Origin of the sequence: Kitasatospora sp. NPDC091276, assembly GCF_040684355.1 — a bacterium.
Classification (GTDB): domain Bacteria; phylum Actinomycetota; class Actinomycetes; order Streptomycetales; family Streptomycetaceae; genus Kitasatospora.
In genome coordinates this window covers 302,274-326,838 of the sequence record NZ_JBFBFU010000002.1, presented here as the reverse complement: position 1 = coordinate 326,838, position 24,565 = coordinate 302,274, and the positions used below count along the sequence as shown (strand labels likewise).

The window sequence follows — 24,565 nt, the reverse complement described above, 5'->3', positions numbered from 1 at the left end:
AAATTCGCTCGCATACCGGGCCCGGGTGGGCGAAGCTGCCCGGATGCAGCGAGCGAGCGAACGCACCGTCACGGTCCATCTCACCCACGGGGCCGAGTACTTCGGTCCCGTGGGCCCGTTCCAGGCGGCGGGCGGGTGGTGGTCGTCGGTGGACGGGGTGGGGGCGCGGACGGCCGAACTCGCCGGGGTGCCGGTGCTGGTGCTGCGGCTGGTGGAGGGCCGGGGCGAGCAGGGCGGGCGCGGCGGGCACGGTGGGCAGGTGTGGTACCACGCCGAGGCGCTGGAGCGGCCGACGGCCGTCGAGGCCCGGCCGCTGGACGCCGGGACGGCCGCGCTGCTCGGCCCCGCCGAGCGCCGCGCGGCCTGGGCCACGCCGGCCGGGCTGGGGGAGGCGCTGGCCTGGGCGGAGGCGGAGCTGGCCGGGGCGGGCCGTCCGGTCGCCGGCCCGGCGCGGCAGATCCGGACCTGGAACCTGTCGGGCCTCCTCCGCCTCCCGACGGCCACCGGCCGTGACGCCTGGCTGAAGACCACGACGCCCGCCTTCAACGCCCGGGAGGGCGAGGTGATCGCGCTGCTCGGCGGCGTCGACCCGGGCCTCGTGCCGCCGGTGCTGGCCGCCGACCCGGCGGGCGGGCGGCTGCTGCTGGACCACGTGCCCGGCGAGGACTGCTGGTCGCCGTCCCTCGACACCGTCGAGGAGGTGGTGCCCCGGCTGGTCGCCGCCCAGGCGGCGCTGGCCGCCGACGGGCGCGCGGCGAAGGCCGGGCTGCGCGACCGGACGCCCCGCACCCTGCTCGCCCAGGCGCAGGCGCTGCTCGACCGGCTCCCCGGCGAGACCGACCTGACGCCCGGGGAACTGGCCGACGTCCGCCGACTGGTCGCCGAACTGCCGGCGCTGCTGGAGGAGTTGGCGGCCTGCGGCCTCCCCGAGACCCTGGTGCACGGCGACTTCCACCCCGGCAACTGGCGCTCCGACGGCGAGCGTCCGGTGGTCGTCGACTACGCCGACTCCTACCTCGGCCACCCCGCCCTGGACGGGCTGCGCCCGCGCGCCTACCTCGCGCCGGAGCGCTGGCAGCACCTCGTCGAGGTCTGGCTGAAGGCCTGGAGCGAGCACGCGCCCGGATCCCGGCCGTGGCGCGCGCTGGAGCTGGTCGAGCCGCTGTACCACCTGTCCTACGCGCTGCGCTACCAGGAGTTCCTGGACCACATCGAGGAGAGCGAACGCCCGTACCACGCGGGCGACCCGGCCGCCGAGCTGCGCGCGGCACTGGCCTGCGGCGTTCCCGACCTCACAGGTCGGAACACCTAGACTGCCGGGGTGGATCGGACGACGCCAGGCCCCGTGCTCCCGGAGCTGCCGCTCCAGGAACTGGAGTGCTTCTCCGTCCTGGTGCGCCAGTTGCACTTCGGGCGGACGGCGCAGCTCCTGGGCGTCTCCCAGGGCCGGGTCTCCCAGCTGATCAAGCGGCTGGAGGGCCGGGTCGGCGCCCCGGTGTTCGAACGCACCAGCCGGCGGGTCGAGTTGACCGGGCTGGGGCGCGAGCTGGCCGAGCAGGTGGTGCCCGCCGTCGACCGGCTCCGGGAGGGCTTCGAGGCGGCCCGCGCCCGGGCCGCCTCGACGGACCGGCCGCTGCGCCTGGGGTTCCAGTGCGCCGTGTACGAGCCGGTGGCCAGGGCGATCGCGGGCCTTGCGGAGGGGGCGGCCCAGCTCGTCGAACTGTCCTGGGGCGATCCGTTCTCCCACCTGGGCCGGGGCGAGATCGACCTGGCCATCGTGCTGTCCCCGTGCCGGGAGGACGGTCTGCGGGTGCTGCTGGAGTTCTCGCGGCAGCCGATGTACGTCGCCCTCTCGGCCGGGCACCGCCTGGCCGGGGCGGCGAGCGTCTCGGCGGACGAACTGGCCGGGCTGGCGCTGATCGAACCGCGTGGGCCCGCCCCGGACTACTGGCGCCGGGCGAACGCCCCGCGGCGGACGCCGGACGGGCGGGAGCTGGCCTACCCGGCGGGCGCGGCCACGCTCCAGGAGGGGCTGTCGACGGTGGCCAGCACCCGCCTGGGGCTGCTGCTGTGCGAGGCGAGCACGGCGTACGTCCAGCGGCCGGACATCCGCTATCTGCCGGTGCCGGGCCTGGAGCCGTCCACGCTGCTGGTGGTGCAGGGCGAGCGGCCGCCGCACCCGCTGGCCGGGGCCTTCGTGCGGGCGCTCACCGCCGTGGGCGCGTGACGGCGGCGAGCAGCAGTCCGGCCGCCGTGATCAGCGCCGCCGTGAGGAGCACGGCGTGGGTCCCGGCCCGGTCGACGACCAGGCCGCCGGCGAGCGAGCCCAGCGCGATGCTCGCGTTGAACACGCCCGCCCACAGCGCCGCCGAGGCCTCCATCCGGGTGGGGTCGGCGATCCGGACCCAGGTCTGGGTGGAGATCGAGACCCCGCCGTACGAGGCGCCCCAGACGACGAGCGCGATCAGCACCGCCACCACGCTCCCGGTGAGGAGCGGCAGGAGGGCGGTGGCGAGCGCGACGCCCGCGAGGGCGGTGGTCACGGCCGCCTTGGGGCGCCGGCCGGCCGCCGGGCCGAGGGTGAAGTTCCCGGCGACGCCGGCCAGTCCGTAGACCAGCAGGCAGGCGGCGATGACGCCGCTGCTCAGGCCCGCGTCGAGTTCGAGCACCGGCCGTACGTACGTGTAGCCGGTGAAGTGGCCGAGCACGACCAGCGCGGTGACGGCGAGTCCGGCGGCGACTCCCCGGCTGCGCAGCGCGTCCGCGATCCGGTCGAGCCGGCCGCGCTCGTGGACGGGGAGGGCGGGGAGCGTGCGGGCGAGGACGGCGGCGGACACCGCGCCGAGCAGGGCGAGGGCCCAGAACGCGGAGCGCCAGCCGAGCAGCGCCGCGAGGTAGGTGCCCAGGGGGACGCCGAGCACCGAGGCGATGGAGACGCCGGAGAAGATCAGCGTGGTGGCGAGCGCGATCCGCGGCCCGTCGGCGAGGCGTGGGCCCAGCCCCGCGGTGATGCCCCACACGACGCCCATCGCGAGGCCGAGCAGGACGCGGCCGACGGCCAGTACGGGGTAGTCGGGGGCGAGCGCGGTGAGCGCGTTGGCCAGCGACAGCAGCAGCATGAAGGCGACCAGCACGTGCTTGCGGTCCCGGAGCCCGATGAGCGCGGGAACGAACGGGGACAGGGCGGCGGCGAGGAGCCCGGTGATGGTCAGGGAGAGCCCGGTGACGCCGTCGGAGACGCCGAGGGTCTTCGAGACGGGGGTCAGCAGCCCCACGGGCATCATCTCGGCGGAGACCACGGTGAAGGTGGCGAGGGCCACGGCGGTGATCGGTGCCCAGCGGGGCGGGCTGCCGGGGGCGGCCGGGGGCGCGAGGGTGTCGGTGTCGGTCATGGAGCCAGCCCATCAGCCGCGCCGAGGGCGGAACAAGATCGATGAGCTCATCCGTCGATTAGCCAGGTTCATCGATCCAGGGGTGCCCCCGGCGCCGCCCGCCGTGGTGCGGCAGGCGGCGCCGGGGCGCGGTCACTCCGGCGGGGCGATCCGGTGGCCGCCCGCGGCCGAGTAGAGGGTCAGCGCCTCGACCGGGCAGAAGTCGACCGCGTCGGCCAGTGCCTCCGTCAGCTCGGCGCCGTCGGCCGCGTAGTCGGCCACCGGCTCGGCCAGCCCGTCCGCGCCGAGCGCCAGCGAGCCGGGGGCGCTCAGGGCGCACATCCCGGAGCCGATGCAGCGGTCCCGGTCGACCCGGACGACCACCGCGTCGGCGCCCGTCCCCGGGGTGGCCGTCACCAGGCGACCTGGAGGGTCTCGGGGCTGCGGGTGAGCAGGCCCTTCCGCCAGTCGATCTCCTCGACGGGCCCGGTCAGGCGCAGCGAGGGCAGCCGGCGGGCCAGGCGGTGCAGGGCGAGTTCGAGCTCCATCCGGGCCAGCCAGGCGCCCAGGCAGTGGTGCGGCCCGGCCCCGAAGGTCAGCATCGGCGCGGCCAGCGGGGAGAACAGCTCGGTGAGCAGGTCCCCGGTGAAGACCGACGGGTCGTGGTTGGCGGCGCCGGTGTCGGCGGCGACGACGCTGCCGGCCGGGATGACCACCCCGCCGATCTCGACGTCCTCGATGGTGCGGCGCAACAGGCCGGGCAGGTGCTTGGCGTCGCCGAGCGGGACGGCGCGCAGGATCTGCTCGGTCGCGGCGGTCGCGCTGGCCTCGTCGGCGGCGAGCCGCTGCCAGGCCTCGCGGCCGTCGGCGAGCAGGTAGACGAGCGCGTTGCCAAGGCTGGTCATGGTGGTCTCGTGGCCGGCCACGACGAGGCCGATGACCAGCGTGACCAGCTGCCGTTCGGTGATCGATCCGTCCTCGGCGGCGGCCGCGAGCAGGCTGCTGACCAGGTCCTCGCCGGGGTCGGCGCGGCGCTCGGCGATCACGGCGGCGCCGAAGCCGGCGAACTCGGTCATGGCGGTGGCGATCTCCTCGGCCGTGTAGGCGGTGGCGGAGAGCGCGTGGTCGCTCCAGTGCGCGAGCTTCTTGCCGTCCAGGTTGTCCAGCCCCATCAGCCGGCTGATCACGTGGACCGGTAGCGGCCGGGTGTAGCCGGCCACGATGTCGGCGGGGGAGCCGTGGTCGATCAGCTCGTCGATCAGGCCCTCGACCACCGAGGCGACCCAGGGCCGCCAGCGGGCGATCGCGCGCGGGGTGAAGGCCCGCTGCACGGTGCGGCGCAGCCGCTGGTGCTCGGTGCCGTCGATGTTCAGCAGGCCCTGCGGGTCGTCGAGGATGTTGGGGATGGCGGTGATCGGCGGCGCGTCCGGCTCGTACAGCGGGGCGCGGCCCAGGCGCGGGTCGGTCAGCACCTGCCGCACGTCCGCGTGGCGGCTGACCAGCCAGACGGGCGTGCCGGTGGGCAGCGCGGCGAGCCGGGGCGGGCCGGGCTCCAGGCTGCGCAGGCAGTGCAGCGGGATGAGCGGGACGGTGCCGGTTCCGGCACCGGTCGCACTGTTCTCGGCGGACATCCGTACTCCAGACTCCAGGGCGGGGGGCCGCGCGTGACGGCCCGACGGGGGGTGGAACCGGGATGGTGCGGGGACGGGTGGGGCGGGCCGGCGGGCGGCTCGGCCCGGGCCGGGTCCGGCGGACCGGGACGAACGGCGGATCGGGTGGGGCGGCAGATCGGGACGAACGGCGGATCGGGTGGGACGAACGGCGGATCGAAGGCGGAAGCGAAGGCGAACGCGGACCGGAACGGGGGATGGCGCGAATCGTGCGACGGCGTACGGTCGGTACGCCTCGGCGCGGACGGCGCGCGGTGGCGCACCGTCGGGTGGGGCGGATGTGCTGAGCGTGGTCGCGTGGACCGCTTCTGCTACGACCGTACGTGGGCGGTGGTGCGCGCGTCAGCGGCACTTCCAGCCAACGGCGCTCCTTTCCGGGCACTTCGAGGCACGCTGACGGGCGCTCGGCGCCGCCCGCGCGCCCTGCCGTGCGGGCCGCGCCGGGGGTCCGGCGGATATCTCGACGGCATATGACGCCCTCGCGGCCGGTGCGGTGAGCCGGATCACCGGGCCCGCCCCGTCGGCGCCCGTCGCTACGGGCGCTACGCTTCGTGGGCAGTCGTTTGTCGCAGGTCACGCCGGTGCAGAGCCGCATCGGCCGACGGAGGTGGAATCGGATGGCCCAGCAGGTCAAGGCAGTCATCGCGCGCGCCAAGGGCGCGCCCGTGGAGGTGACCACGATCGTGGTGCCGGACCCGGGGCCGGGCGAGGCGGTGGTCAAAATCCAGGCCTGCGGGGTCTGCCACACCGACCTCCACTACCGCGAGGGCGGCATCAACGACGAGTTCCCGTTCCTGCTCGGGCACGAGGCGGCGGGCGTCGTCGAGTCGGTCGGCGAGGGCGTCACCGAGGTCGAGCCGGGCGACTTCGTCGTCCTCAACTGGCGCGCGGTGTGCGGCCAGTGTCGCGCCTGCCGGCGCGGCCGCGCGCAGTACTGCTTCAACACCCACAACGCCAAGCAGAAGATGACGCTGCTGGACGGCACCGAGCTGTCCCCGGCGCTGGGGATCGGCGCGTTCGCCGAGAAGACCCTGGTCGCGGCCGGCCAGTGCACCAAGGTCGACCCGGCGGTCTCGCCGGCCGTCGCCGGCCTGCTGGGCTGCGGTGTGATGGCGGGCATCGGCGCCGCCATCAACACCGGGGGCGTCGGCCGCGGCGACTCGGTCGCGGTGATCGGCTGCGGCGGCGTCGGCGGCGCGGCGGTGATGGGCTCGCGGCTGGCGGGCGCGGCGAAGATCATCGCCGTCGACATCGACGACCGCAAGCTGGAGACGGCCCGCAAGCTCGGCGCCACCCACACCGTCAACTCCCGCAGCACCGACCCGGTCGAGGCGATCCGGGAGCTGACCGGCGGCAACGGCGCGGACGTGGTGGTCGAGGCGGTCGGCCGCCCGGAGACCTACAAGCAGGCCTTCTACGCCCGCGACCTCGCCGGCACCGTCGTCCTGGTCGGCGTGCCCACGCCGGAGATGACGCTGGAGCTGCCGCTGCTCGACGTGTTCGGCCGCGGCGGCGCGCTGAAGTCCTCCTGGTACGGCGACTGCCTGCCCTCGCGGGACTTCCCGATGCTGATCGACCTCCACCTCCAGGGCCGCCTGGACCTCGGCGCGTTCGTCACCGAGACCATCGAACTCGACGCGGTGGAGCAGGCCTTCGAGCGCATGCACCAGGGCGACGTGCTCCGTTCGGTCGTGGTCCTGTGAGCGAGCGTAGCGAGCGAACCATCGAGAGGTGCGCATCGGGCGAAGCACCTGCCGAGCGAAGCGAGGTGGGCGCATGAGTCCGCGCATTGACCGGCTGGTGACGGCCGGTACCTTCGAACTCGACGGCGGCAGCTGGGAGGTGGAGAACAACGTCTGGATCGTCGGCGACGACGAGCAGGCGGTGGTGATCGACGCCGCGCACGACGCCGACGCGATCGAGGCCGCGCTCGGCGGGCGCCGGCTGCTGGCGATCGTCTCCACCCACGCGCACAACGACCACATCGACGCCGCCCCGGCCCTCGCCGCCCGCACCGGCGCGCCGATCCTGCTGCACCCGGACGACCTGCCGCTGTGGAAGCTCACCCACCCCGAGCGCCTCCCGGACGGCGAACTCGCCGACGGGCAGCGGATCGAGGTGGCCGGCACCGAGCTGACCGTCCTGCACACCCCGGGCCACGCCCCGGGCGCGGTCTGCCTGTACGCGCCGGAGCTCGGCACCGTTTTCACCGGCGACACGCTGTTCCACGGGGGCCCGGGCGCGACCGGCCGGTCGTTCTCGCACTTCCCGACGATCATCGACTCGATCCGTGAGCGGCTGCTGTCGCTCCCGGCCGAGACGGTGGTCCGCACCGGCCACGGCGACCCGACCACCATCGGCGCCGAGGCCCCGGCCCTGCCGGACTGGATCGCCCGCGGGCACTGACGACGAACGGCCCCCGGAGCACGGCGCGTGCTCCGGGGCCGTAGCATCGCGATCATGGCCCATGATCCCCGCGACCTCGACGACGCCTTCCTCGCCTTCTGGCGGGAGCGTCACATCGCCACCCTGACCACCGCTCGCCCGGACGGCTCGCCGCACGTGGTGCCGGTCGGCGTGACGTACCAGCCGGAGACCGGGACGGCCCGGGTGATCACCAGCCGCACCAGCCGCAAGGCCCGCAACGTGGCGGCGGCCGGCCCGCAGGGCCTGCGGGTCGCGGTCTGCCAGGTGGACCGGGCACGCTGGTCGACCCTGGAGGGCGTGGCCGTCGTCCGGGACGAGCCGGAGCAGGTCGCCGACGCCGAGCGGCGCTACACCGAGCGCTACCGCGAACCCCGGGCGAACCCGGACCGGGTGGTCATCGAGATCGCCGTCGACCGTGTCCTCGGCCGGCCCTGAGAGCCCTGCTCCCGGGCTTCCTCACGCGCGGCCCGCGCCCATCCTGAGCGCGAGCTCGCGGGCGTGGTCGGCCGCCGCCGGGCCCCGGCCGGCGTCGGGCGCCTCGGAGAGGAAGACGAGCGCCAGCATCAGCGCGGCGTCCAGCCGGCCCACGGCCAGGCACGGATCGTCGTCGGCCGGGGCGGTCGCCGTCCTCGCGTACCCGCTGCGGACCGCCGCCGGGTCGAGGTCGTTCTCCGGGTACCGGGCGTACTCGACGAGCCGGCCGAACTCCAGGGCCGGGGGCCCGAGCAGGGCGTTCGACCAGTCGAGCAGGGCGACCGCCCGCCCCTGGCGGCGGCGGATGTTGGCGCTGCGCACGTCGAGGTGCAGCAGGCTGTCCTCGGTGGAACCGGCGAGGTGGCCGGCGATCAGGGAAGCGGCCGGCGGCTCGGGCCAGTCGCCGACGCGGCGGCCGATCTCGGCCCAGCGGCGCCCGATGCGTGCGGCGATCGCCGCCGCCGTGCCGGTTCCCTCCGCCGCGACGGGCCTCAGCTGCGGCGGCGGCACCCGGTGGAGCCGCGCGAGGAGGTGACCCAGCTCGAAGGAGTCGAGGTCCGAGCCGTCGTCGGGGACGTAGGCGGACAGCAGTACGTCGGGGGCGGCCGGGTCGTCCGCCAGGACGAGCTCCCTCGGCTGCGCGACCGGCAGGCCGTGGGCGGCCAGGTGCTTCGCGATGGCGTACTCCTGCCGGAGCAGGGTCCGGGTGTCCACGTGGGGGTCGTTGGCGTTCGACTCGAACCGCTGGCGCGCGAGCCGCACCGCGACGGGCTGCCCGTCCCGCGCCTGCGCCCGGAACACGGAGAACTCCAGCCCCTGGCCGACGAGTTCCAGGCCGCTCAGGCCCCACCGCTCGGCCAGGTCGTCCAACGCGGCGAATCGCTCACTCATGTGCACCTTCGGGGTTTCGCGGTCGCAGGTCGGCCTGCGTCTTTCACCACCAGTGTGAAGGCGCCGGGCGGGCACGTCAGGCGTTCGCCGGAGACAGCGCGGGATGGCGCGGGTGCGGCTCCTGCCCGGCTCAGCCCCGGTTGTGGTCGCCGGCCGCGCCGTCGAGGAGTTCGCGCAGGATGTCCATGTGGACTCGTGCGGCTCCACCCTCATGTCGGAGGTCTCGTCGGCCTCCAGGTCGAAGGGCAGGGGCCCCGTCCCGCGGCCGAACGCCTCGCAGAACCAGCCCGGCTCGGCACCCCCCCGGGTGCTTGACCAGGCCCGGCAGGTTCGTCCCCGACGGGGTCATCGTTCGCCGCAGCTGCTCGTCGTCCAGGCCGTCCGCCCGGGGTGGCGCCGCGTCAGGCGGAGCGGTGGTAGGAGGTGAGCGAGATCCGGACCGGGCCGTCGTCGGCCGTGGCGAGGACGCGGACGATGGCGATGTCCTGGCCACCCTGGGCGCGGACACAGAAGCTGCGGTCGGTACGCAGGGCGTTGAAGGGCAGGGCGGAGACCGGCTGGGTCTCGACGCCCTTGACGCAGTCGGGGAGGGTGAGCCGGCCGGTCGGCGCGACGTAGGCGTCGCTGTCCTCGGGGATGGAGAACTCGCCGGCGTGGCGGCCCAGGTACCAGGTGGAGGCGTCCTGGGCGGTGACCTTCCCGGCCTTGAGGTCGAACTCGTAGGTGGGGTCGGGGGAGGTGAGTTCGAGGTTGGTGTGGACGGAGGTGTACCCGGCGGCCGTCGTGGCGGCGGCGGTGGCCTGGCCGGGGGCCGGAGCGGTGGTGGCGGCGGCGCCGGCGGACGGGGCGAGGCCGGCGGCGACGTTCTGGTCGTCGAGGTCGTCGAGGTACTCGGGATCGAGCAGGACGAACGCGGCCGCGGCGCCGACGAGGAGGGCGGCGGTGGTCAGGAGCACGGTGCGGGTGCGGGTGCGCCGGCGGGCCGGGGCGGCGGGCTCGGGTCTGTCGGGGGCCGGTTGCAGCCGGGTGGGCGGCGGGGCGGGGAGGCCGAGCGTGGTCGGGGCGTCGGCCGCGGCCCGGGCCGGGGAGAGGACGGTGGCGGGCGGGGCGGATGCGCCGGGCGTGGTCGGCAGGTCGCTGTGGCGGCGGATCGCGCTGCTGACCCGCTGGGGCAGCCAGTCGTCGGAGAAGCGGAGCTCGCCGCCGGTGGCGGGGTGCAGGCGGGCGGCCTCGATCAGCTGGGCGGTGCCCGGCCGGTCCTCGGGGCGCTTAACCAGGCAGAGCCGGACCAGTTCGTGCAGTCCGGGCGGCAGCTGGGAGAGGTCGGGCTCCTCGTGCACCGCCCGGTACAGCGAGGCGGGCTCGGGCCCGTCGCCGAAGGGGGGAGTGCCGGAGCCGACGTAGGCGATCAGGGCGCCCAGCGCGAAGACGTCGGTGGCCGGGGAGGCGGACAGGCCGAGGGCCTGTTCGGGGGCCATGAAGCCGGGCGAGCCGATCCGCAGACCGGTGCCGGTGAGCGGGCTGGCGTCGGCGGCCCGGGCGATGCCGAAGTCGATGACGCGGGGGCCGTCGGCGGCGACGAGGACGTTGCCGGGCTTGAGGTCGCGGTGGACGACGCCCGCCGCGTGGATCGCCTGGAGGGCCTCGGCGATGCCGGCGAGGAGCAGCAGGACGGCCCGTTCGGGCAGCGGTCCGTAGTGCTGGACGACCTGCTGGAGGGAGGGGCCGGGCACGAAGGTGGTGGCCAGCCAGGGAGTGGCGGCGTCGGTGCCCGCGTCGACCACCTGGGCGGTGTAGAGGCCGTGGATGCGCCGGGCGCTGGCGACCTCCTGGGCGAAGCGGTGCCGGAACTCGGGATCCTCGGCGAGTTCGGGCCGGACGACCTTGAGCGCGACCGGCCGCCCGCCGGGGGTGTAGGCCAGGTAGACGAGGCCCATGCCGCCCGCGCCGAGCCGCGCGCAGAGGCGGTAGCCGCCGACCTCGCGGGGGTCGTCCGGGGACAGCGCCTGGAACGCCGTGGGCGACGGGGCGCCGAAGGGCTCTGCGGTCATGCTGGCTCCCAGCGGGTCGTGCGGGTGGGACGGGGGAGTGGCGGAGCGGGGGGCGGGGTAAGGCGGGGCGGGGCAAGGCGAGGGTGCGGCAGGCAGGCAGGCAGGCAGGCAGGCAGGCAGGCGGGCCGGGGCCCGGGCGGACGCCGGCGTCGTGAAGCGCACCGGATCATAACCCGACTGGGATTTCAGTCAGGAATGGGGTCCTCCGGTCGGTCGGTGCCCCCTCCGGGTAAGGTGATTCCTTGTGGCTGACCGTCGAACCTTGATCATGGAAGCGGCTGCGCGGGTCATCGCCCGGCGCGGCGTCCGCGGGCTGCGCGTGGAGGAACTGGCGGCGGAGGCGGGTGTGTCCACCGCGCTGATCTACTACCACTTCAAGGATCGCGCGGGGATCCTCCGCGCGACGCTGGAGTTCATCAACGACCGGGCCGAGCGCTACACGACGGAGCGCGCGGCGGACGCGCCGCCGCTGGACGCCCGGGGCGAGCTGGAGCAGACGCTGCTGCTGGAGCTCCAGGACACCCCCGAGGTGCGGGAGAACAGCACGGCCTGGGGCGAGCTGCGGGCGAGTGCGGTGTTCGACCCCGAGCTGCGGGAGGACCTGGCCCGGGCCACCCTCGTCTGGGTCCAGGAGGTCGCGGAGCTGCTCGGACAGGTGCGGCCGATGAACGGGGCGGCCGCCCTGGCGGCCTCGGCCGAGCGGCTGACCGCGCTGCTGGAGGGGCTGAGCGTCCGTTGGCTCAGCGGCAGCCTGCCGGTGGCGCACGCGCGCGAGCTGATGGCGGGCGCGATCGAGGCCGAAGTGGAGCGACTGCGCGGGTAGCGCGCGTCGCGTTCCGGCCCCGGGCGAGGCGGCCCGGGGCCTTCTCGCGTGCCGGGCCTTTTCCCGGGCCGGGCCTTTTCCCGTGTCGGGGCCGGCTGGGCAGTTCCGTCATCTGGAGCTTGACTGAAAATTCAGTCAATGTCAGAGTTGCGGTTGCGGGGCCACCGGTCGCTCGGTGGGCAATACTTGATTCGGAGATCGTCATGAGCAACACCCACGGTGACAACCGCTCCCTGTTCGACCGCCTCTTCGGGGCCCCGCCCCCGCCCCCGCCCCCGCCCCCGCACCAGGCGGAGCACGGGCTGCCGTACGCCGGCGAGGCCGGGCTCCCGCAGTGGTGGGTGGACCGCGACGACGTCCCGCACGCCCGCACCTGGATGTCCTGGCCGTCCCGCAAGTCCGTTTGGGGCCGGCAGCTGGCGGGTGTCCAGCAGGACATCGCGCTCATCGCCCGGACCATCGCCCGATTCGAGCCGGTGGTCATGTGCGCCCCGGACGACTACAGCGTCCGGGAGGCCCGGTCCCTGTGCGGATCCGCCGTCACCGTGACGGACGCCGTCCCCACCGATGACCTCTGGATGCGGGACACCGCCCCGGTGTTCCGGCGCGACGGCTACGGGCGGCTCGACGCCGTCGGCCTCAACTTCAACGGCTGGGGCGGCAAGCAGACCCACCGCGACGACGCCGAGGTCGCGCGCGGCATCGCCGAGATGCTCCGACTCCCCTTCTCCTACGCGGAGTTCGTCGGCGAGGGCGGCTCGGTCGAGACCGACGGCGACGGCACCCTGATGGCCACCGAGAGCAGCCTGGTCAACAAGAACCGCAACCGGGGCATGAGCCGGGACGAGATCGAGGAGGCCGTCCTGGAGGTGTACGGCGCGGACAAGATGATCTGGGTCCCCGGGATCAAGGGCCGGGACATCACCGACGACCACATCGACGTCACCTCCCGGTTCGTCCGGCCGGGCGTCGTCCTGGTGCAACTGCCCCCGGCGGACCGCCACGACGTCTGGGCCCGGGACGCCCGCGAGCAGTTCGACATCCTCTCCCGGGCCACCGACGCCAGGGGCCGCCGGCTCCAGGTGATCCGGGTGGACGGCCCCGACACCGTCCGCTCGCGCGACTCGAAGTTCGTCGACTCGTACCTGAACTTCCACGTCGTCAACGGGGCGTGATCGCCGCCCAGTTCGGCGACGTGTACAAGGACGAGGCCGCCCGGCGCACCCTCGCCGAGGCCTTCCCCGGGCGCCAGGTCGTCCAGCTCGACGTCGACCGCCTGATGGCCGGGGGCGGCGGCATCCACTGCTCCACGATGCAGGAACCGCTGCCTTAGGGCCTGTCCGGTCGGCCCGGGAGACGTTCGGCGCGCCAGCCCGCGATCTCCGTGCCGATCGCCTCGCCGAGCAGGCTGCGCGCGCGGTCGAGCGGCAGCGAGCCGCTCAGCCACCGGGTGGAGAGGCCCTCCAGGAGTGCGGTGAGGCGTTCGGCGGAGGCCGCGTGCGCGGGCGCGGTGCCGAACGGGTGGGCGCGGCCGAGCAGGCCGGCGATCTCGTGCACCCAGGTGTGGGTGGCCCTGGCCAGGTCCTCGCGGAGGCGGGACTCGAAGACCGCGCTGGCCCGCAACTCGCCCCAGGCGGTGCTGTTCTCGCGGACCTCGGTGGAGTCCTGGAGTTCCAGCAGCAGGGCCTGGGCCAGTTCGCTCCAGGGGTCGTTCGCGGGCGCCCCGGGCTCCGGTTCGGCGGTGTAGCGGTCGGCCCGTTCGCCGATGAACTCCAGGGTCTCGCGGAGGATCCCGGCGCGGTCGGTGAAGTGGTAGTAGATCAGCGAGGTCGACACCCCGGCCGCGGCCGCGAGTTCCCCCACCCGCAGTCCGCGTACGCCGCGTCGCGCGATGAGTCTCGTGGCCGCTCTCAGTATCTCTGTTCGACGGTCTGGCATGGTGGTCCACTGTACTCGAATTATTGACTGAACTTTCAGTTTCTCCCGGGAGTCGCCCACCCAGGCCTCCCGGCCCGGCGGATCGCCCGATTCGCCCGATCGGCGCCGCGCGGGCTCGCCGCCGGACCCGCCGGCCGCCCCTACTGTCGGATATCGCCCGTTTCGGGGTGGAATCCGTGTCGACGAGGGGACCTGCCGTGAGAGAACCCGCCCTGTCCCGCCGGGCCGTGCTGCGCTCCGGGGCGGCCGTGGCCGTGGTCGCGATGGTGGAAGGCTGCGGTTCGTCGGGGGCCTCGTCCCCGAAGGACGAGCCGACCACGGCCGCCGGCACGGGCACGGGAGGAGCGGCGAGCGCCGCGGCGTCGTACGCGATGCCGGCCGAGTGGCGTCCGCACACCAGGACGTTCATGGCCTGGCCGGCCCTCGACTCGGTGTGGGGCGACCAACTGCCCGCCGTCCGCCAGGACATCGCGCACGTCGCGCAGGCCGTCGCCCGGTTCGAACCGGTGGTGCTGATGGCCCGACCGGACCAGAGCGCCGCGGCCCGGCAGCTGTGCGGCTCCAGCGTCGAGGTCCTCGACCTGGCGGTGGACGACCTGTGGGCCCGCGACACCGGCCCGACCTTCGTCACCGGCCCGGCAGGGCTGGCCGGCGTCGACCTCAACTTCAACGGCTGGGGCGGCAAGCAGACCCACGACAACGACGCCAAGGTCGCCCGGAACCTCCTCGACCACTACGGGATCCGGCGCATCCAGGCGCCGATCACCGGCGAGGGCGGCGCGATCGAGGTCGACGGCGAGGGCACCCTGATGGCCACCGAGAGCTCGTGGGTCAACTCGAACCGCAACCCGGGCACGAGCCGCGACCAGATCGAGGGGGCCCTGAAGGACCTGTTCGGCGTCCAGAAGGTCATCTGGTTCGCCGGCGTGGCCGGGCAGGACATCACCGACTGCCACATCGACGCCCTGGCCCGGTTCGCGGAGCCGGGCGTGGTCGTCATCCACCGCCCCGGCCCCGACACGCCGCCGGACATCTGGTCCCGCGCCTCCGACCAGGCCTTGCAGGTGCTCGGCTCCACCACCGACGCCAAGGGCCGCAAGCCGCGGATCGTGGAACTCGCCGAACCCGACCTCACCGGGCAGCCGGACCGGGGCAAGGACTTCCTGGCCACCTACCTCAACTACTACGTCGTCAACGGGGCCGTGATCATGCCCCAGTTCGGGGACAAGGCCTCCGACGACCGGGCGGCGGGCGTGCTGGCCGACCTCCACCCCGGCCGCGAGATCGTCCCGGTGAGCATCAACGCCATCGCGGCCGGCGGTGGCGGCATCCACTGCTCGACCCAACAGCAGCCCGGGGCCGCCGGGGCCTCCGGCGGCTCCTCGGGCCCGGCCTGACCGAGCGACCAGACCTGACCGATCGGCCGGGCCGCGCCGAGCCCGGAAGCCGGGGCGGCGCAGCACGGCCGCTCGGGCCGTTCCCGGACGGTCAGCCCGTGATCGGCCGGCTGTCCAGGCGGATGTGGTCGACCGCCCAGTACCAGTTGTTGCCCGCGTCGTACATCCGGAACTTCAGCGTCACCGCCTGCGCCCCCGCCGGGACGGCGAGGCGGCGGGTGACGAGGGCGTTCTGGACGTCCTTGCCGGCGTTGTCGTTGCCGGTGGCGTCGGCGCTGTAGAACACCAGGCGGGTCTCCGTGCCGTTGTCGAACACGGCGGTGACGGACGCCTTCTGCGGGGCCTCCTGCCGGTAGTGCGAGTCGAAGGCCAGGTACAGGGTGTCGGCGCCGGCCGGGAGGCGGACGGCGGGGGAGACGAGCGTGGAGTCGAAGACGCCCTTGCGGGAGGGGGAGCCGGTGTCGTCCCAGTCGTCCGGGTCGGCGACGGCGAGGACGCCCAGACCGCGGGTGAAGTTGCCGCGGTCCTGCCCGGCCGGGGTGGACCACTCCCGCTTGGTGTGGAAGGTCCAGCCCTGGAGACGGACGGTGCCCTGCGGCATGCCGGGGGCGTTGACCACCGACCAGCCCTGCGGCGCCTGAGCCGTCCAGCCGAGCACGCCGTCCTGCGGCTGGAGCGCGCCGGCCAGCGACTCGAAGTCCTCGCCCAGCAGGTGGCCGGCCATCACGGGGGCGGGGCGGGCCGCGAGTTCGCCGTCGGCGATCGCGAAGCGGTCGCCGGCCAGCGCCCGGGCGGTGACCAGGATCCGGTGGGTGGCGCCGTCCGGCAGCTGGGCGGGCGGGGTGACCTCCCAGACGGCGGTGGCGGTGGCGCCGGCGGCGAGTGCGGCGGGCGGCGCGGTGACGGCGGTGACCGTCCAGCCCGGCGGGACGACCGGCTGCGCCTCGACGGCGGTGAGCGCGGCGGTGGCGGTGAGCACGGCCGAGACCCGGGCCGGGCGGCCGGGCAGCAGGACGGGTTCGTCGATGGTGCTGGAGGCGGCCCCGAGGGCGACGTCCACGGCGAGCGGGTCGGCCAGGCCCAGGGCCGGGTCGGTGACCGTCCGGTCGTCCCAGGGGAAGCGGCCGGCGATCCGGCGGCGGAACGTGAGGTCCCCGCGGACGGCCACCGCGACGTCGTACCAGCCCTCGGGCCGGACCGCGAGGTTGACGGTCCGGTCGTCGCCGGCCGCGACCCGCACCTCGCGCAGCCCGTCGCCGTAGGCGAGGTCGCCGACCAGGAAGGTCTGGGCGGTGCGCGAGCGGTTGATCACGTCGACTTCGAGGACCTTGCCGTCGCGCTCCTCCGACAGCGACACCTCGTACGTGGCGGCGGCATCGCCGCGCAGGTGCCACAGCGCGCCGTTGGGGCCGTGGACGCGCAGGTCGTAGCCCTCCGGGCCGACCGTCCAGACGTCGGAGAGCCGGCTCTTCGCGCCGACGGTGTAGTGCCGGGGCGCGCCGCCCGGTGCCGGGTAGACGGCGAACACCGCGCCCTGGCGGCCCTGGTTGACCAGGTCGAGGGTGAGCTCGCCGCCCTTCAGCCGGGGCTTGACCAGCAGGTCGTAGGGCGCCGGGCGGGCCGAGCGGGTGCCGCGCTGCTGCTGCGGGAAGGCCTGCGGGCTGGGCACGGTGGGGGCGGGGAGCTTGCCGGTGTCGACCACCTTCTGCCGGTTGCCGCTGGTGTCGGGCAGCTGCGGCCAGGCCGGGTTGCGGCCGGAGAAGTCGAAGACGTTGGTGAGGTCGCCGCAGACGGTGCGCCGCCACGGGCTGATGTTGGGCTCCTGGACGCCGAAGCGCTGTTCCAGGAAGCGCAGCACCGAGGTGTGGTCGTAGACGGTGGAGTCGACGACCCCGCCGCGGGTCCACGGCGAGACCACGACCATCGGCACCCGCACGCCCAGGCCCATCGGGTACGGGCCGGAGACCAGGGTCTCGCCGGCCGGCAGGGTGTCGGACCAGGTGAGCGAGCCGTCCGCGGCCTTGACCCGGTACTTGCCGTCCTGACCGACGACCCGGTGGTAGGTGGCGGAGCCCTTGCTGACGCGGACGACGACCTCGCCGTCCACCGGCACGGTCGACTTGCCGCGCCCGGTGGCCAGCGGCGGGACGGGCGGCAGTTGGTGGTCGAAGAAGCCGCCGTGCTCGTCGTAGTTGAGGATGAAGACGGTCTTCTGCCACACCTCGGGCTTCGCCGCCAGGGCGGCCAGCAGCCTGGCGGTGAGGTGCTCGCCGTTCGGCGGCGCGTAGTTGGCGTGCTCGGAGAGCGCGGCCGGGGCGACGATCCAGGACACCTGCGGCAGCCGGTCGGCCTGGACGTCGGCGGCGAAGGCGTCGACCAGGGCGTCGCCCATCGCGAACGGGTCGTTCTTCTTCGCCGGGTCGCCGACGGCCCGCATGCCGCGCTCGTACAGCGGCTCGCCGGGCTTGGCCTTGACGAAGGGGGCGAACCAGGCGAGCGCGTTGTCGTCGAAGTTGTCCAGCGCCTGGTAGGTCTTCCAGCTGACGCCGGCCCGCTCCAGGCGCTCGGCGTAGGTGGTCCACTCGTAGCCGCCGGGGATCTCGGTGTTGTCGGTCACCGGGGTGTCCCGTACGGTGCCGCCGCTGGTCCCGGTCATCAGGTGGTCGCGGTTGGTGTTGGTGTTGCACTGGACGGACGCGTAGTAGGCGTCGCAGGTGGTGAACACCGAGGCGAGCGCGTGGTAGAAGGGCATGTCGGCGCTCTCGTAGTAGCCCTGGCCGAGCCAGCCGCCGGAGCGGCGGGTGACCGAGCCGTCGGCGAGGCCGTCGTTCCAGGCCTTCATGGAGTCCACGAAGCCGAAGGCGGGCGCGCCCTGCTGGTAGGCGCTGGTGTGCGCGGCGTTCATCGGGAAGGGCAGCAGGTGGCCCTCCTTGCGGCCCGGGTCGGGCTGGTGGAACACCGAGCGCCCGTTGATCCCGCGCACCGCCGTCCGGTCGCCGAAGCCGCGGACGCCCGCCAGGGTGCCGAAGTAGTGGTCGAACGCGCGGTTCTCCTGCATCAGCACCACGACGTGCTGGATGTCCGCCAGCCGTCCGGGCTTGGCCGGCGCGGCGAGCGCCTCCTGGACGCTGATCGGGAGGGCGGACAGCACGGCGGCCGCCGCCGCGCCGCCGAGCAGGCTGCGGCGCGACAGTTCGGGCATCGGACTCATCGGGTGGGGCTCCTTGCTGACGGGCGCCGGACCATCGGTTCGACCCGGACCAGTCATGTTTCTAAGCGACCGAGGTGACCGGGGCCGGGGAGTTCGATGACGATCCGATGGCCGCCAAGGGGCCCGGAGCTGTACAGACAACTTGACTTGACGCCGAGCCACGGAGAACCGCGGTCGACGAGGCCCGGTGAACTCCCGCGCCCCTCCGAGCCGTAGCACCGGGGTGGGGGCGCGGAAGCGGCGCGCCCGGACACCGGGGAGGAACTGGATGCAGTCCCGACGCGACCAGGTGCAGGCGCACCTGTTCGTGATGAGCAGGCTGGCCTCCGGCATGCTGCGGGCCGAGCCCGACGCGCCGGACACCCCCACCGGGCGGACCACCCGGGGCACCACGACCGGACTGGCCGTGGCCGTCCTGATCGGGCTCGGGGTCGTGGTGTACGGGGTCATCAAGCCCGGCGGCGACGCCGGCTGGACCAAGCCCGGCACGCTCGTGGTGGTGGAGGAGACGGGCGCCCGCTACCTGTTCGTGGGCGGGCAGCTGCACCCGGTGCTGAACGACACCAGCGCCCGGCTGGTGGCCGGCGACCAGATGGCGGTCGCCCAGGTCGGCCGGGCGTCGCTCGCGGACGTGCCGCGCGGCGCTCCGGTCGGGATCGTCGGCGCCCCCGACGGGCTGCCGCCGGCCGCCGAACTCGCGGGCGGCACCTGGCTGGTGTGCGGGACCGTCCAGCCCGGCCCGACCGGCGCCCCCGCACCCCGGCTGGGCCTGCTGATGGACCCGGTCAAGGAGGGCAAGGTGCTGACCCCGAGTCAGGCCGTGCTGGTGTCCCTTCCGGACGGGACGGTGCACCTGCTCTGGCAGGGCCAGCGACTGCGCGTCGACACCGCCAACCAGGCCCTGCAGGCGCTCGGCTACGGCGGGGCGACGCCCTTCCCCGTCCCGGCCGGGGTGCTGAACGCGCTGCCCGCCGGACCGGATCTCGCCTCCCCCGCCGTCCCCGGGCGCGGCGGCGACGGCCCGGTGCTGGCCGGGAAGCCGACCCGCATCGGCCAGCTCTTCGACGTCGCCGGCGGTGCGCACTACCTGCTCACCAAGGACGGCCTGGTCCCGCTCACCACGACCCTGTACGAGCTGCTGCGCGGCGATCCGCGCACCCAGAAGGAGGCGTACGCGAACAACGCCCCGGCGCCCGCGCTGATCGGCCCGGTCGACCTGGCCGCCCACACCGCGCCGGGCGGGGCTCCGGCCACGGGACTGCCCGAGACGCCGCCGACCCTGGTCACCCCGCTGCACGGCGAGGGGGTCTGCGCCGACCTGCACACCGGCGCCGGCTCCCCGGTCACCGCGATCACCCTCCTGGACGCGGCCGGGGCGGACACCGGCCGCCCGCCGACCGCTCCGGCGGGTGCGGTGGGCAGCGGCTGCGCGGTGGCCGACCGGATCTCCGTCCGGCCCGGGCGCGGGGCCCTGGTCAAGGTGGTCTCCGGCGCGGGCACGGGCAGCACCGAGTACCTGGTCACCGAGGCGGGGGTGCGGTATCCGCTGCCCTCGGCGGCCGTCGCCAAACAGCTCGGCTACGGGGGTGCCACGCCGGTTTCGGTGCCCGCCCCGGTGGTCGGGCTGCTCCCCACCGGGCCGCTCCTGGACCCGGCGGCGGTGGCCGACGGGGCCGCCGCCACGCCGACGGCCGCCTCGACGGCCGCCGCCGCGGCCGCCGCGCCCGGTTCGGCCCCGTGCAGCTGAACCACCCGGTCTCGCGAGCCCGTTGAGTCGGTCAGGAACGTGTGCGGGGTCGCAGTCGCGCCCCCGCTCGTGCAGGGAAGGGAGCATGCCGTGGGCACACCGTCCATGTTGACGAAGGAAGACGAGGCGATCCGCCAGGTTCTTTCGAGCCTGGAGCAGCAGATCGAGAACATGGTGACCGCCGGCCGCACGGTCGAGCGGATCAAGGAGGAGCTCGCCGCCGGCTACATCTCCGGCGCGAGCAGCATGTTCCAGTCGAAGGTCGATGACTGGATGCAGCGCTACCAGAAGGTCATCGGTGCCTTCGAGAACTTCGTCCAGTCCACCCAGGGCGCCAACCAGATCCTCACCCAGGCCGAGAACGATGCCCGGGCGCACGCTGCGGACGGCATCTACAACGGGCTCCAGGGCGCCTGAGGACGCGTCGGAAGAGCAGGAAGACTAGGGAAAGCGAACCGATGGACTTCGGAAACATCCAGCTCCACCACGAGACGGTCGAGCAGTCGGCGGCCGAGCTCCGGCAGGCCGGCAACCTGATGCACAGCAACCTGGAAGAACTCATGGGCAAGCTGAGGGGCGTGATCGACGGCGGGCACTTCCAGGGTGTCGCCGCCACCGCCTTCGAGGAGCTCTCCCGGGTCGTCGCGGCCAACGAGTCGCAGATGGACAAGGACATCGAGGCCGCGGCGAACACGCTCACCAAGATGCACGACATCATGACGGAATCGGACTACAACGCCGGCAAGCAGTTCTAGTCCGGGCGGGGGCGCGCGACCATGGGTGAAACGACGATCAAGGTGACGGTCGAAGGTCTGGAGACCTTCGTGAAGGATCTGAACACCTTCGAACAGGACGTCAACGGCCAGAAGACGTCCTGGACCGAGGTGCCGGCGCTGAAGCCCGGCCGGGAATCGTTCCCCGCGACGAAGGCCCTGAAGACCAACTTCGAGGCCTTCTCCAAGAGTGTGGGCGAATCGATCGAGGCCATCCGGGGCGACGTCGACAAGATCGTGCTCGACCTGATCAAGGCGCGGGAGAAGCTGCACCTCGGTGACGGCGAAGCCCTGTCGGAGGCCCAGATGATGGACGTCCTCAAGGACGTGCTCGGCGGAGTCACCGGACCTCCCACCCCGCCCAAGTGAGGGCCCGTCGTCGGATCGGGCGGTTGTGGGGCCGCCCGATCCGACGGCACACCGCTGTCCTGACCCGTGTCACCGCGTTCGGAGGAAACCATGGCGGACGAGCCGCCCAAGGTCACGTACACCTGGGAACAGATGCTGGAGGCGTTCGCGGGGTCGGACCACAGCGCCATCGTGAAACGGACGGACGTCACGGGGCAGCCGTGGATCACCGGGCAGGAGCTGGTGACGGACTCCCGGTACAACAACAACCTGCGCAAGAAGCAGGGTGGCCTGTCCAACAACGCCGGCTACGACATGTGGGCGGAGTGGGATTACGGTGACGGCAACGCCACTACCCCGTACACCACGATCCTGGGTGTGACCTACAACTGGCACTTCTTCGACGACACGCCCTCCGGCACGTCGGGGAGCGTGCTGCACCGGTTCCACACCGATCCCGGAGAGATCCTGGGCGGAGCCATCTTCCAGGGGGGGCCGGGGAACGACAACACGAACTACAAGACGCTGACCGAGGCGGCGCGGATCCTCGCCCTGGTGGACGCGTTCTTCGCGGACAACCGGGCGAAGATCCACCAGTGGGCCGAGTCCGTGGACGGCGCGGGCAGCGACTTCCAGGGCAGTGCGGCCGGCCGGTTCAAGGAGGTCCTGGTCGGGCTGCAGAACGAGTTCAAGACGCTGCACTACCGACTCAGCGGAGACCTCGACGCGTTCAAGGACGACGCCCCCGCGCCGGCCGCGGGCAGCAGCATCGCCGACAAGCTGAAGGCGGCCGGCGATGCGCTGGTCAAGGTCCAGCAGGACATGTACAACAACGGGTACAACCCCTGGCGCGGGTACAGCGCCTTGACGGACCCCACGGGCTCGTGGGCGTACAAGAAGAACGACGACCCGGACAAGCACGCCACGTACGCCTGGCCGGACCTGTGCATCCACTACGCGTTCACGCAGGAAGTCCAGAAGCTGACGGCGGTCCGCTACCCGACGACGTTCAACAACGAGTCCTCGTACGAGGCCACGGTCAGCGGCGGCACCACGAGCATGACGAGCGGTTCCACCGGAACCGCATCGGTCGCCGCCTTCGCCACGGTCCTGAACAACGCGGCGACCAAGCAGTGGACGGACGAGGTGGTCAAGACGCTCGACAAGGCGGCCACCGACGCCGGGACCGCCCTCGCCGCCGCCTACGAGGCCGCGTCCAAGGTCCTGATGTCGTTCGCGGCCCCGAACATGGACCTGGCCCCGGACAAGGTGGACCCCCCGAAGGACAGCCCCGACAAGGGGCCCGGCGGCCCTGACGGCCCGAAGGACGACAAGAACGGTCCGAAGGACGGCGGCATCGGCGGTCCGCCGCCGCCGAAGATCGACACTGGCCCCCCGCCGCCGAAGCCCGGCGGGATCGGCGGCGGAGGCGGCGGCACCGGCGGCAAGGGCGGCGGCACCGGGACCGGAGGCATCGGCGGAATCGGTGGCATCGGGGGGATCGGCGGCGGCAACGGCCAGGCGCCGCTGCTCGACAAGGACGGCAAGCCGCTCCTCGACAAGGACGGCAAGCCGATGTACGTCCCGCCGGGGACGAAGGTCAACGACAAGGGCGAACTCATCGGCCCCGACGGCAAGCCGCTCCTCGACAAGGACGGCAAGCCCCGGCACGTGCCGGTGGGCACCGTGGTGGGCCAGCCGACCACGGGATCGGGCGGATCGGGCGGATCGGGCAGTTCGGGGGGCGGATCGACCTCCAACACGGCGTTCAAGGTGCCGCCGGGGTCGAAGATCAACGACGACGGCACCGTCACCACCCCCGAGGGCAACCTGCTGAAGGACTCCAACGGCAACCCGGTGGTGCTCCGCAAGGACGACAAGATCGACGCGGACGGCACCGTCCGCACCGCGAGCGGTCGGCCCGTCTCGCAGTTCGAGCAGCTGCTGTCCGACGAGGAGCACGCGCTCTCCGGGCGGGGCGGCGGGCTCGTCGTCGGCGGGGGAGGCGGCAGCGGCGGCAGTGGCAGCAGCTGGACCGGCCTGCCGAGCTCGCTCGGCGGCGGCGGAATCTCCTTCGGCGGTTCCGGCGGTTCGAGCTCCCTCAAGAGCGGCACCGACCTGTTCGGCGAGCCCTTCAGTGGCCAGGGCTCCGGCCCCAAGACCATGGGCGGGATCGCCGCTCAGGGGCCGCCGCGCGTTGGCGTCAGCGACCGCCTGGCCTCCGCCCTGGGCATCGACAAGGGGGCGACGGCCGCCGAGGAGGCCATGGCCTCCCGCACCATGGCCGCCGAGCGGGCGTCAGCGGCCGGGCTGGCCGGCGAGGAGGCCCAGCTGATGGGCCGGGGGGTCTCCACCACCGGTGGCGGCGGCCCCATGATGCCGCCGATGGGCGCCGGTGCCGGCGCGGGCGCGGGCGGTCAGGGGGAGAAGGAACGGCAGCGCACCACCTGGCTGGCCGAGGACGAGGAGGTCTGGGGTACCGACTCGGGCGCCGTGACGGGCGTCATCGGCCGCTGAGCGGGCGATTCGCGTCGGCGGTCGAACCGCAGGACCCCGCCCATCCGTAGAGAGAACCGTACGACCCCACGAGCCGGCGCGTCCCGGGCCTCACCCCCGTAGGCCCGGGACGCGTCATCGGGATTCGGGACGAGACGGAAGTGCGGGTGATGGCGTTGTCGTACGCCGAGCAGATCGAACAGGCCATGGCTGCTCTGGAGGAGCAGCAGGCCAAGATGGCGGTGGCCGCCAAGGAGTTGCAGGCGGCCACCGCCTCGGTGACGTCCAAGGACCGGATGGTCACCGCGACGGTCGGGGCGCAGGGGCAGGTGGTGTCCCTGGTCTTCCACACCACCGCGTACCGGTCGATGGCGCCGGCCCAGCTGGGTCAGGTCCTGGCCGACGTGCTGAACACCGCGCGGGCCGACATCGGCGAGCGGGTCGCGGAGACCATGGGCGCGTTCAGCGGCCTGGGTGAGGCCCTGCGGGCCTCGATGACGGGCGGGACCGAACTCGACGACCTCTTCGCGCCGCTGCGGGAGATGCGGCCCGGCTACGCCGACGAGGCCGCCGCGGCGGACCGCCGCAAGCGCGACCGGCAGGAGGAGTTCCGTGGCTAAGCCTCAGCTGACCGCGATGGCGGACCTCAAGGACAAGTTCGCCAAGTTCGGCCCGCTCTCGGACACCATCGAGGAAGTTCGCCGGTGGACCGACGAGATCAACGAGTTCAACAAGAGTTCGGCGGGCAACGACGACATCGGCAAGGAGTACCACAAGAACGTGGACGGGCCGACCGCCGATCTCGACGACCTGTTCAAGAAGGTGCGCGACCAGGTCGAGGGCGCCGGAACCAAGGGTCAGAAGACCTCCGAGATGCTGAAGAACGCCGACGAGGAAGCCAAGAACCAGAACTGACGATCCGTCAGTCCCTTGTGCCGGCCCGCTTCG

21 protein-coding genes and 1 pseudogene are annotated in these 24,565 nt (G+C 73.6%); 15 read left to right on the top strand and 7 right to left on the bottom strand.

Annotated features, from left to right (window positions below):
• Positions 1-43 precede the first annotated feature (43 nt).
• A complete protein-coding gene (locus AB0O19_RS03490; protein WP_363617467.1) occupies positions 44-1,312 on the top strand; it encodes an aminoglycoside phosphotransferase family protein in 1,269 nt (422 codons plus the stop codon).
• Between the two features lie 9 nt (positions 1,313-1,321).
• Positions 1,322-2,227 (top strand): LysR family transcriptional regulator, encoded by a 906-nt coding sequence (locus AB0O19_RS03485; protein ID WP_363617465.1) that lies wholly within the window; start codon positions 1,322-1,324, stop codon positions 2,225-2,227.
• Here AB0O19_RS03485 and AB0O19_RS03480 read toward each other — a convergent pair.
• The 3 genes from AB0O19_RS03480 to AB0O19_RS03470 form a co-directional block, all read right to left on the bottom strand.
• Complete coding sequence (locus tag AB0O19_RS03480; protein ID WP_363617463.1) at positions 2,208-3,392, bottom strand: MFS transporter; 1,185 nt, start codon at positions 3,390-3,392, stop codon at positions 2,208-2,210. The two genes, AB0O19_RS03485 and AB0O19_RS03480, sit on opposite strands and share 20 nt — an antisense overlap.
• 132 nt (positions 3,393-3,524) lie before the next feature.
• Positions 3,525-3,788 (bottom strand): ferredoxin, encoded by a 264-nt coding sequence (locus tag AB0O19_RS03475; RefSeq protein WP_363617461.1) that lies wholly within the window; start codon positions 3,786-3,788, stop codon positions 3,525-3,527.
• A complete protein-coding gene (locus tag AB0O19_RS03470) occupies positions 3,785-5,002 on the bottom strand; it encodes a cytochrome P450 (RefSeq protein WP_363617459.1) in 1,218 nt (405 codons plus the stop codon). The genes AB0O19_RS03475 and AB0O19_RS03470 overlap by 4 nt, the downstream gene beginning before the upstream one ends.
• Before the next feature lie 656 nt (positions 5,003-5,658).
• Here AB0O19_RS03470 and AB0O19_RS03465 point away from each other — a divergent pair.
• The 3 genes from AB0O19_RS03465 (at position 5,659) to AB0O19_RS03455 (ending at position 7,903) form a co-directional block, all read left to right on the top strand.
• Positions 5,659-6,744 (top strand): S-(hydroxymethyl)mycothiol dehydrogenase, encoded by a 1,086-nt coding sequence (locus AB0O19_RS03465; protein ID WP_363587547.1) that lies wholly within the window; start codon positions 5,659-5,661, stop codon positions 6,742-6,744.
• Positions 6,745-6,817: 73 nt separating this feature from the next.
• Positions 6,818-7,447, top strand: a complete 630-nt coding sequence (locus AB0O19_RS03460) for an MBL fold metallo-hydrolase (protein WP_363617457.1) — start codon at positions 6,818-6,820, stop codon at positions 7,445-7,447.
• A 54-nt stretch (positions 7,448-7,501) separates the two neighbouring features.
• Complete coding sequence (locus AB0O19_RS03455; RefSeq protein ID WP_063350534.1) at positions 7,502-7,903, top strand: TIGR03618 family F420-dependent PPOX class oxidoreductase; 402 nt, start codon at positions 7,502-7,504, stop codon at positions 7,901-7,903.
• A 21-nt stretch (positions 7,904-7,924) separates the two neighbouring features.
• Here AB0O19_RS03455 and AB0O19_RS03450 read toward each other — a convergent pair whose 3' ends face one another.
• The gene (locus tag AB0O19_RS03450; protein WP_363617455.1) at positions 7,925-8,833 is read right to left on the bottom strand and encodes a phosphotransferase; all 909 of its coding nucleotides are present in this window, start codon (positions 8,831-8,833) and stop codon (positions 7,925-7,927) included.
• Between the two features lie 401 nt (positions 8,834-9,234).
• On the bottom strand, positions 9,235-10,884 hold the full coding sequence (locus AB0O19_RS03445) for a protein kinase (protein WP_363617453.1): 1,650 nt from the start codon (positions 10,882-10,884) through the stop codon (positions 9,235-9,237).
• Between the two features lie 244 nt (positions 10,885-11,128).
• On the opposite strand from AB0O19_RS03445, the gene AB0O19_RS03440 reads away from it, so the two are divergent.
• Positions 11,129-11,707: a TetR/AcrR family transcriptional regulator gene (locus tag AB0O19_RS03440; RefSeq protein ID WP_244293542.1), complete on the top strand. Its 579-nt coding sequence runs from the start codon at positions 11,129-11,131 to the stop codon at positions 11,705-11,707.
• A gap of 203 nt (positions 11,708-11,910) precedes the next feature.
• Positions 11,911-13,040: pseudogene (locus AB0O19_RS03435) on the top strand (agmatine deiminase family protein).
• On the opposite strand, the gene AB0O19_RS03430 reads toward AB0O19_RS03435, so the two are convergent.
• Positions 13,037-13,645, bottom strand: a complete 609-nt coding sequence (locus AB0O19_RS03430; protein WP_363617451.1) for a TetR/AcrR family transcriptional regulator — start codon at positions 13,643-13,645, stop codon at positions 13,037-13,039. The pseudogene AB0O19_RS03435 and the gene AB0O19_RS03430 sit on opposite strands and share 4 nt — an antisense overlap.
• A gap of 197 nt (positions 13,646-13,842) precedes the next feature.
• On the opposite strand from AB0O19_RS03430, the gene AB0O19_RS03425 reads away from it, so the two are divergent.
• A complete protein-coding gene (locus tag AB0O19_RS03425; protein ID WP_363617449.1) occupies positions 13,843-15,042 on the top strand; it encodes an agmatine deiminase family protein in 1,200 nt (399 codons plus the stop codon).
• Positions 15,043-15,133: 91 nt separating this feature from the next.
• Here AB0O19_RS03425 and AB0O19_RS03420 read toward each other — a convergent pair whose 3' ends face one another.
• Positions 15,134-18,253 (bottom strand): phosphocholine-specific phospholipase C, encoded by a 3,120-nt coding sequence (locus AB0O19_RS03420; RefSeq protein ID WP_363617447.1) that lies wholly within the window; start codon positions 18,251-18,253, stop codon positions 15,134-15,136.
• A gap of 268 nt (positions 18,254-18,521) precedes the next feature.
• On the opposite strand from AB0O19_RS03420, the gene eccB reads away from it, so the two are divergent.
• The 7 genes from eccB (at position 18,522) to AB0O19_RS03385 (ending at position 24,532) form a co-directional block, all read left to right on the top strand.
• Positions 18,522-20,000 (top strand): type VII secretion protein EccB, encoded by a 1,479-nt coding sequence (eccB, locus tag AB0O19_RS03415; RefSeq protein ID WP_363617445.1) that lies wholly within the window; start codon positions 18,522-18,524, stop codon positions 19,998-20,000.
• Positions 20,001-20,090: 90 nt separating this feature from the next.
• Positions 20,091-20,417 carry a hypothetical protein gene (locus AB0O19_RS03410; protein WP_363617443.1) on the top strand — a complete coding sequence of 109 codons (327 nt, stop codon included), beginning with the start codon at positions 20,091-20,093 and terminating at the stop codon, positions 20,415-20,417.
• A gap of 41 nt (positions 20,418-20,458) precedes the next feature.
• Positions 20,459-20,755, top strand: a complete 297-nt coding sequence (locus tag AB0O19_RS03405; protein WP_350879532.1) for a hypothetical protein — start codon at positions 20,459-20,461, stop codon at positions 20,753-20,755.
• A gap of 21 nt (positions 20,756-20,776) precedes the next feature.
• A complete protein-coding gene (locus AB0O19_RS03400; RefSeq protein ID WP_350879531.1) occupies positions 20,777-21,142 on the top strand; it encodes a hypothetical protein in 366 nt (121 codons plus the stop codon).
• A gap of 90 nt (positions 21,143-21,232) precedes the next feature.
• Positions 21,233-23,638, top strand: a complete 2,406-nt coding sequence (locus tag AB0O19_RS03395) for a hypothetical protein (RefSeq protein WP_363617441.1) — start codon at positions 21,233-21,235, stop codon at positions 23,636-23,638.
• Between the two features lie 149 nt (positions 23,639-23,787).
• Entirely contained in the window at positions 23,788-24,237 is a 450-nt protein-coding gene (locus AB0O19_RS03390) for a YbaB/EbfC family nucleoid-associated protein (RefSeq protein ID WP_350879529.1), read from the top strand.
• Positions 24,230-24,532, top strand: a complete 303-nt coding sequence (locus tag AB0O19_RS03385) for a hypothetical protein (protein WP_363587577.1) — start codon at positions 24,230-24,232, stop codon at positions 24,530-24,532. Before AB0O19_RS03390 ends, AB0O19_RS03385 begins: the two co-directional genes overlap by 8 nt.
• Positions 24,533-24,565: the final 33 nt, after the last annotated feature.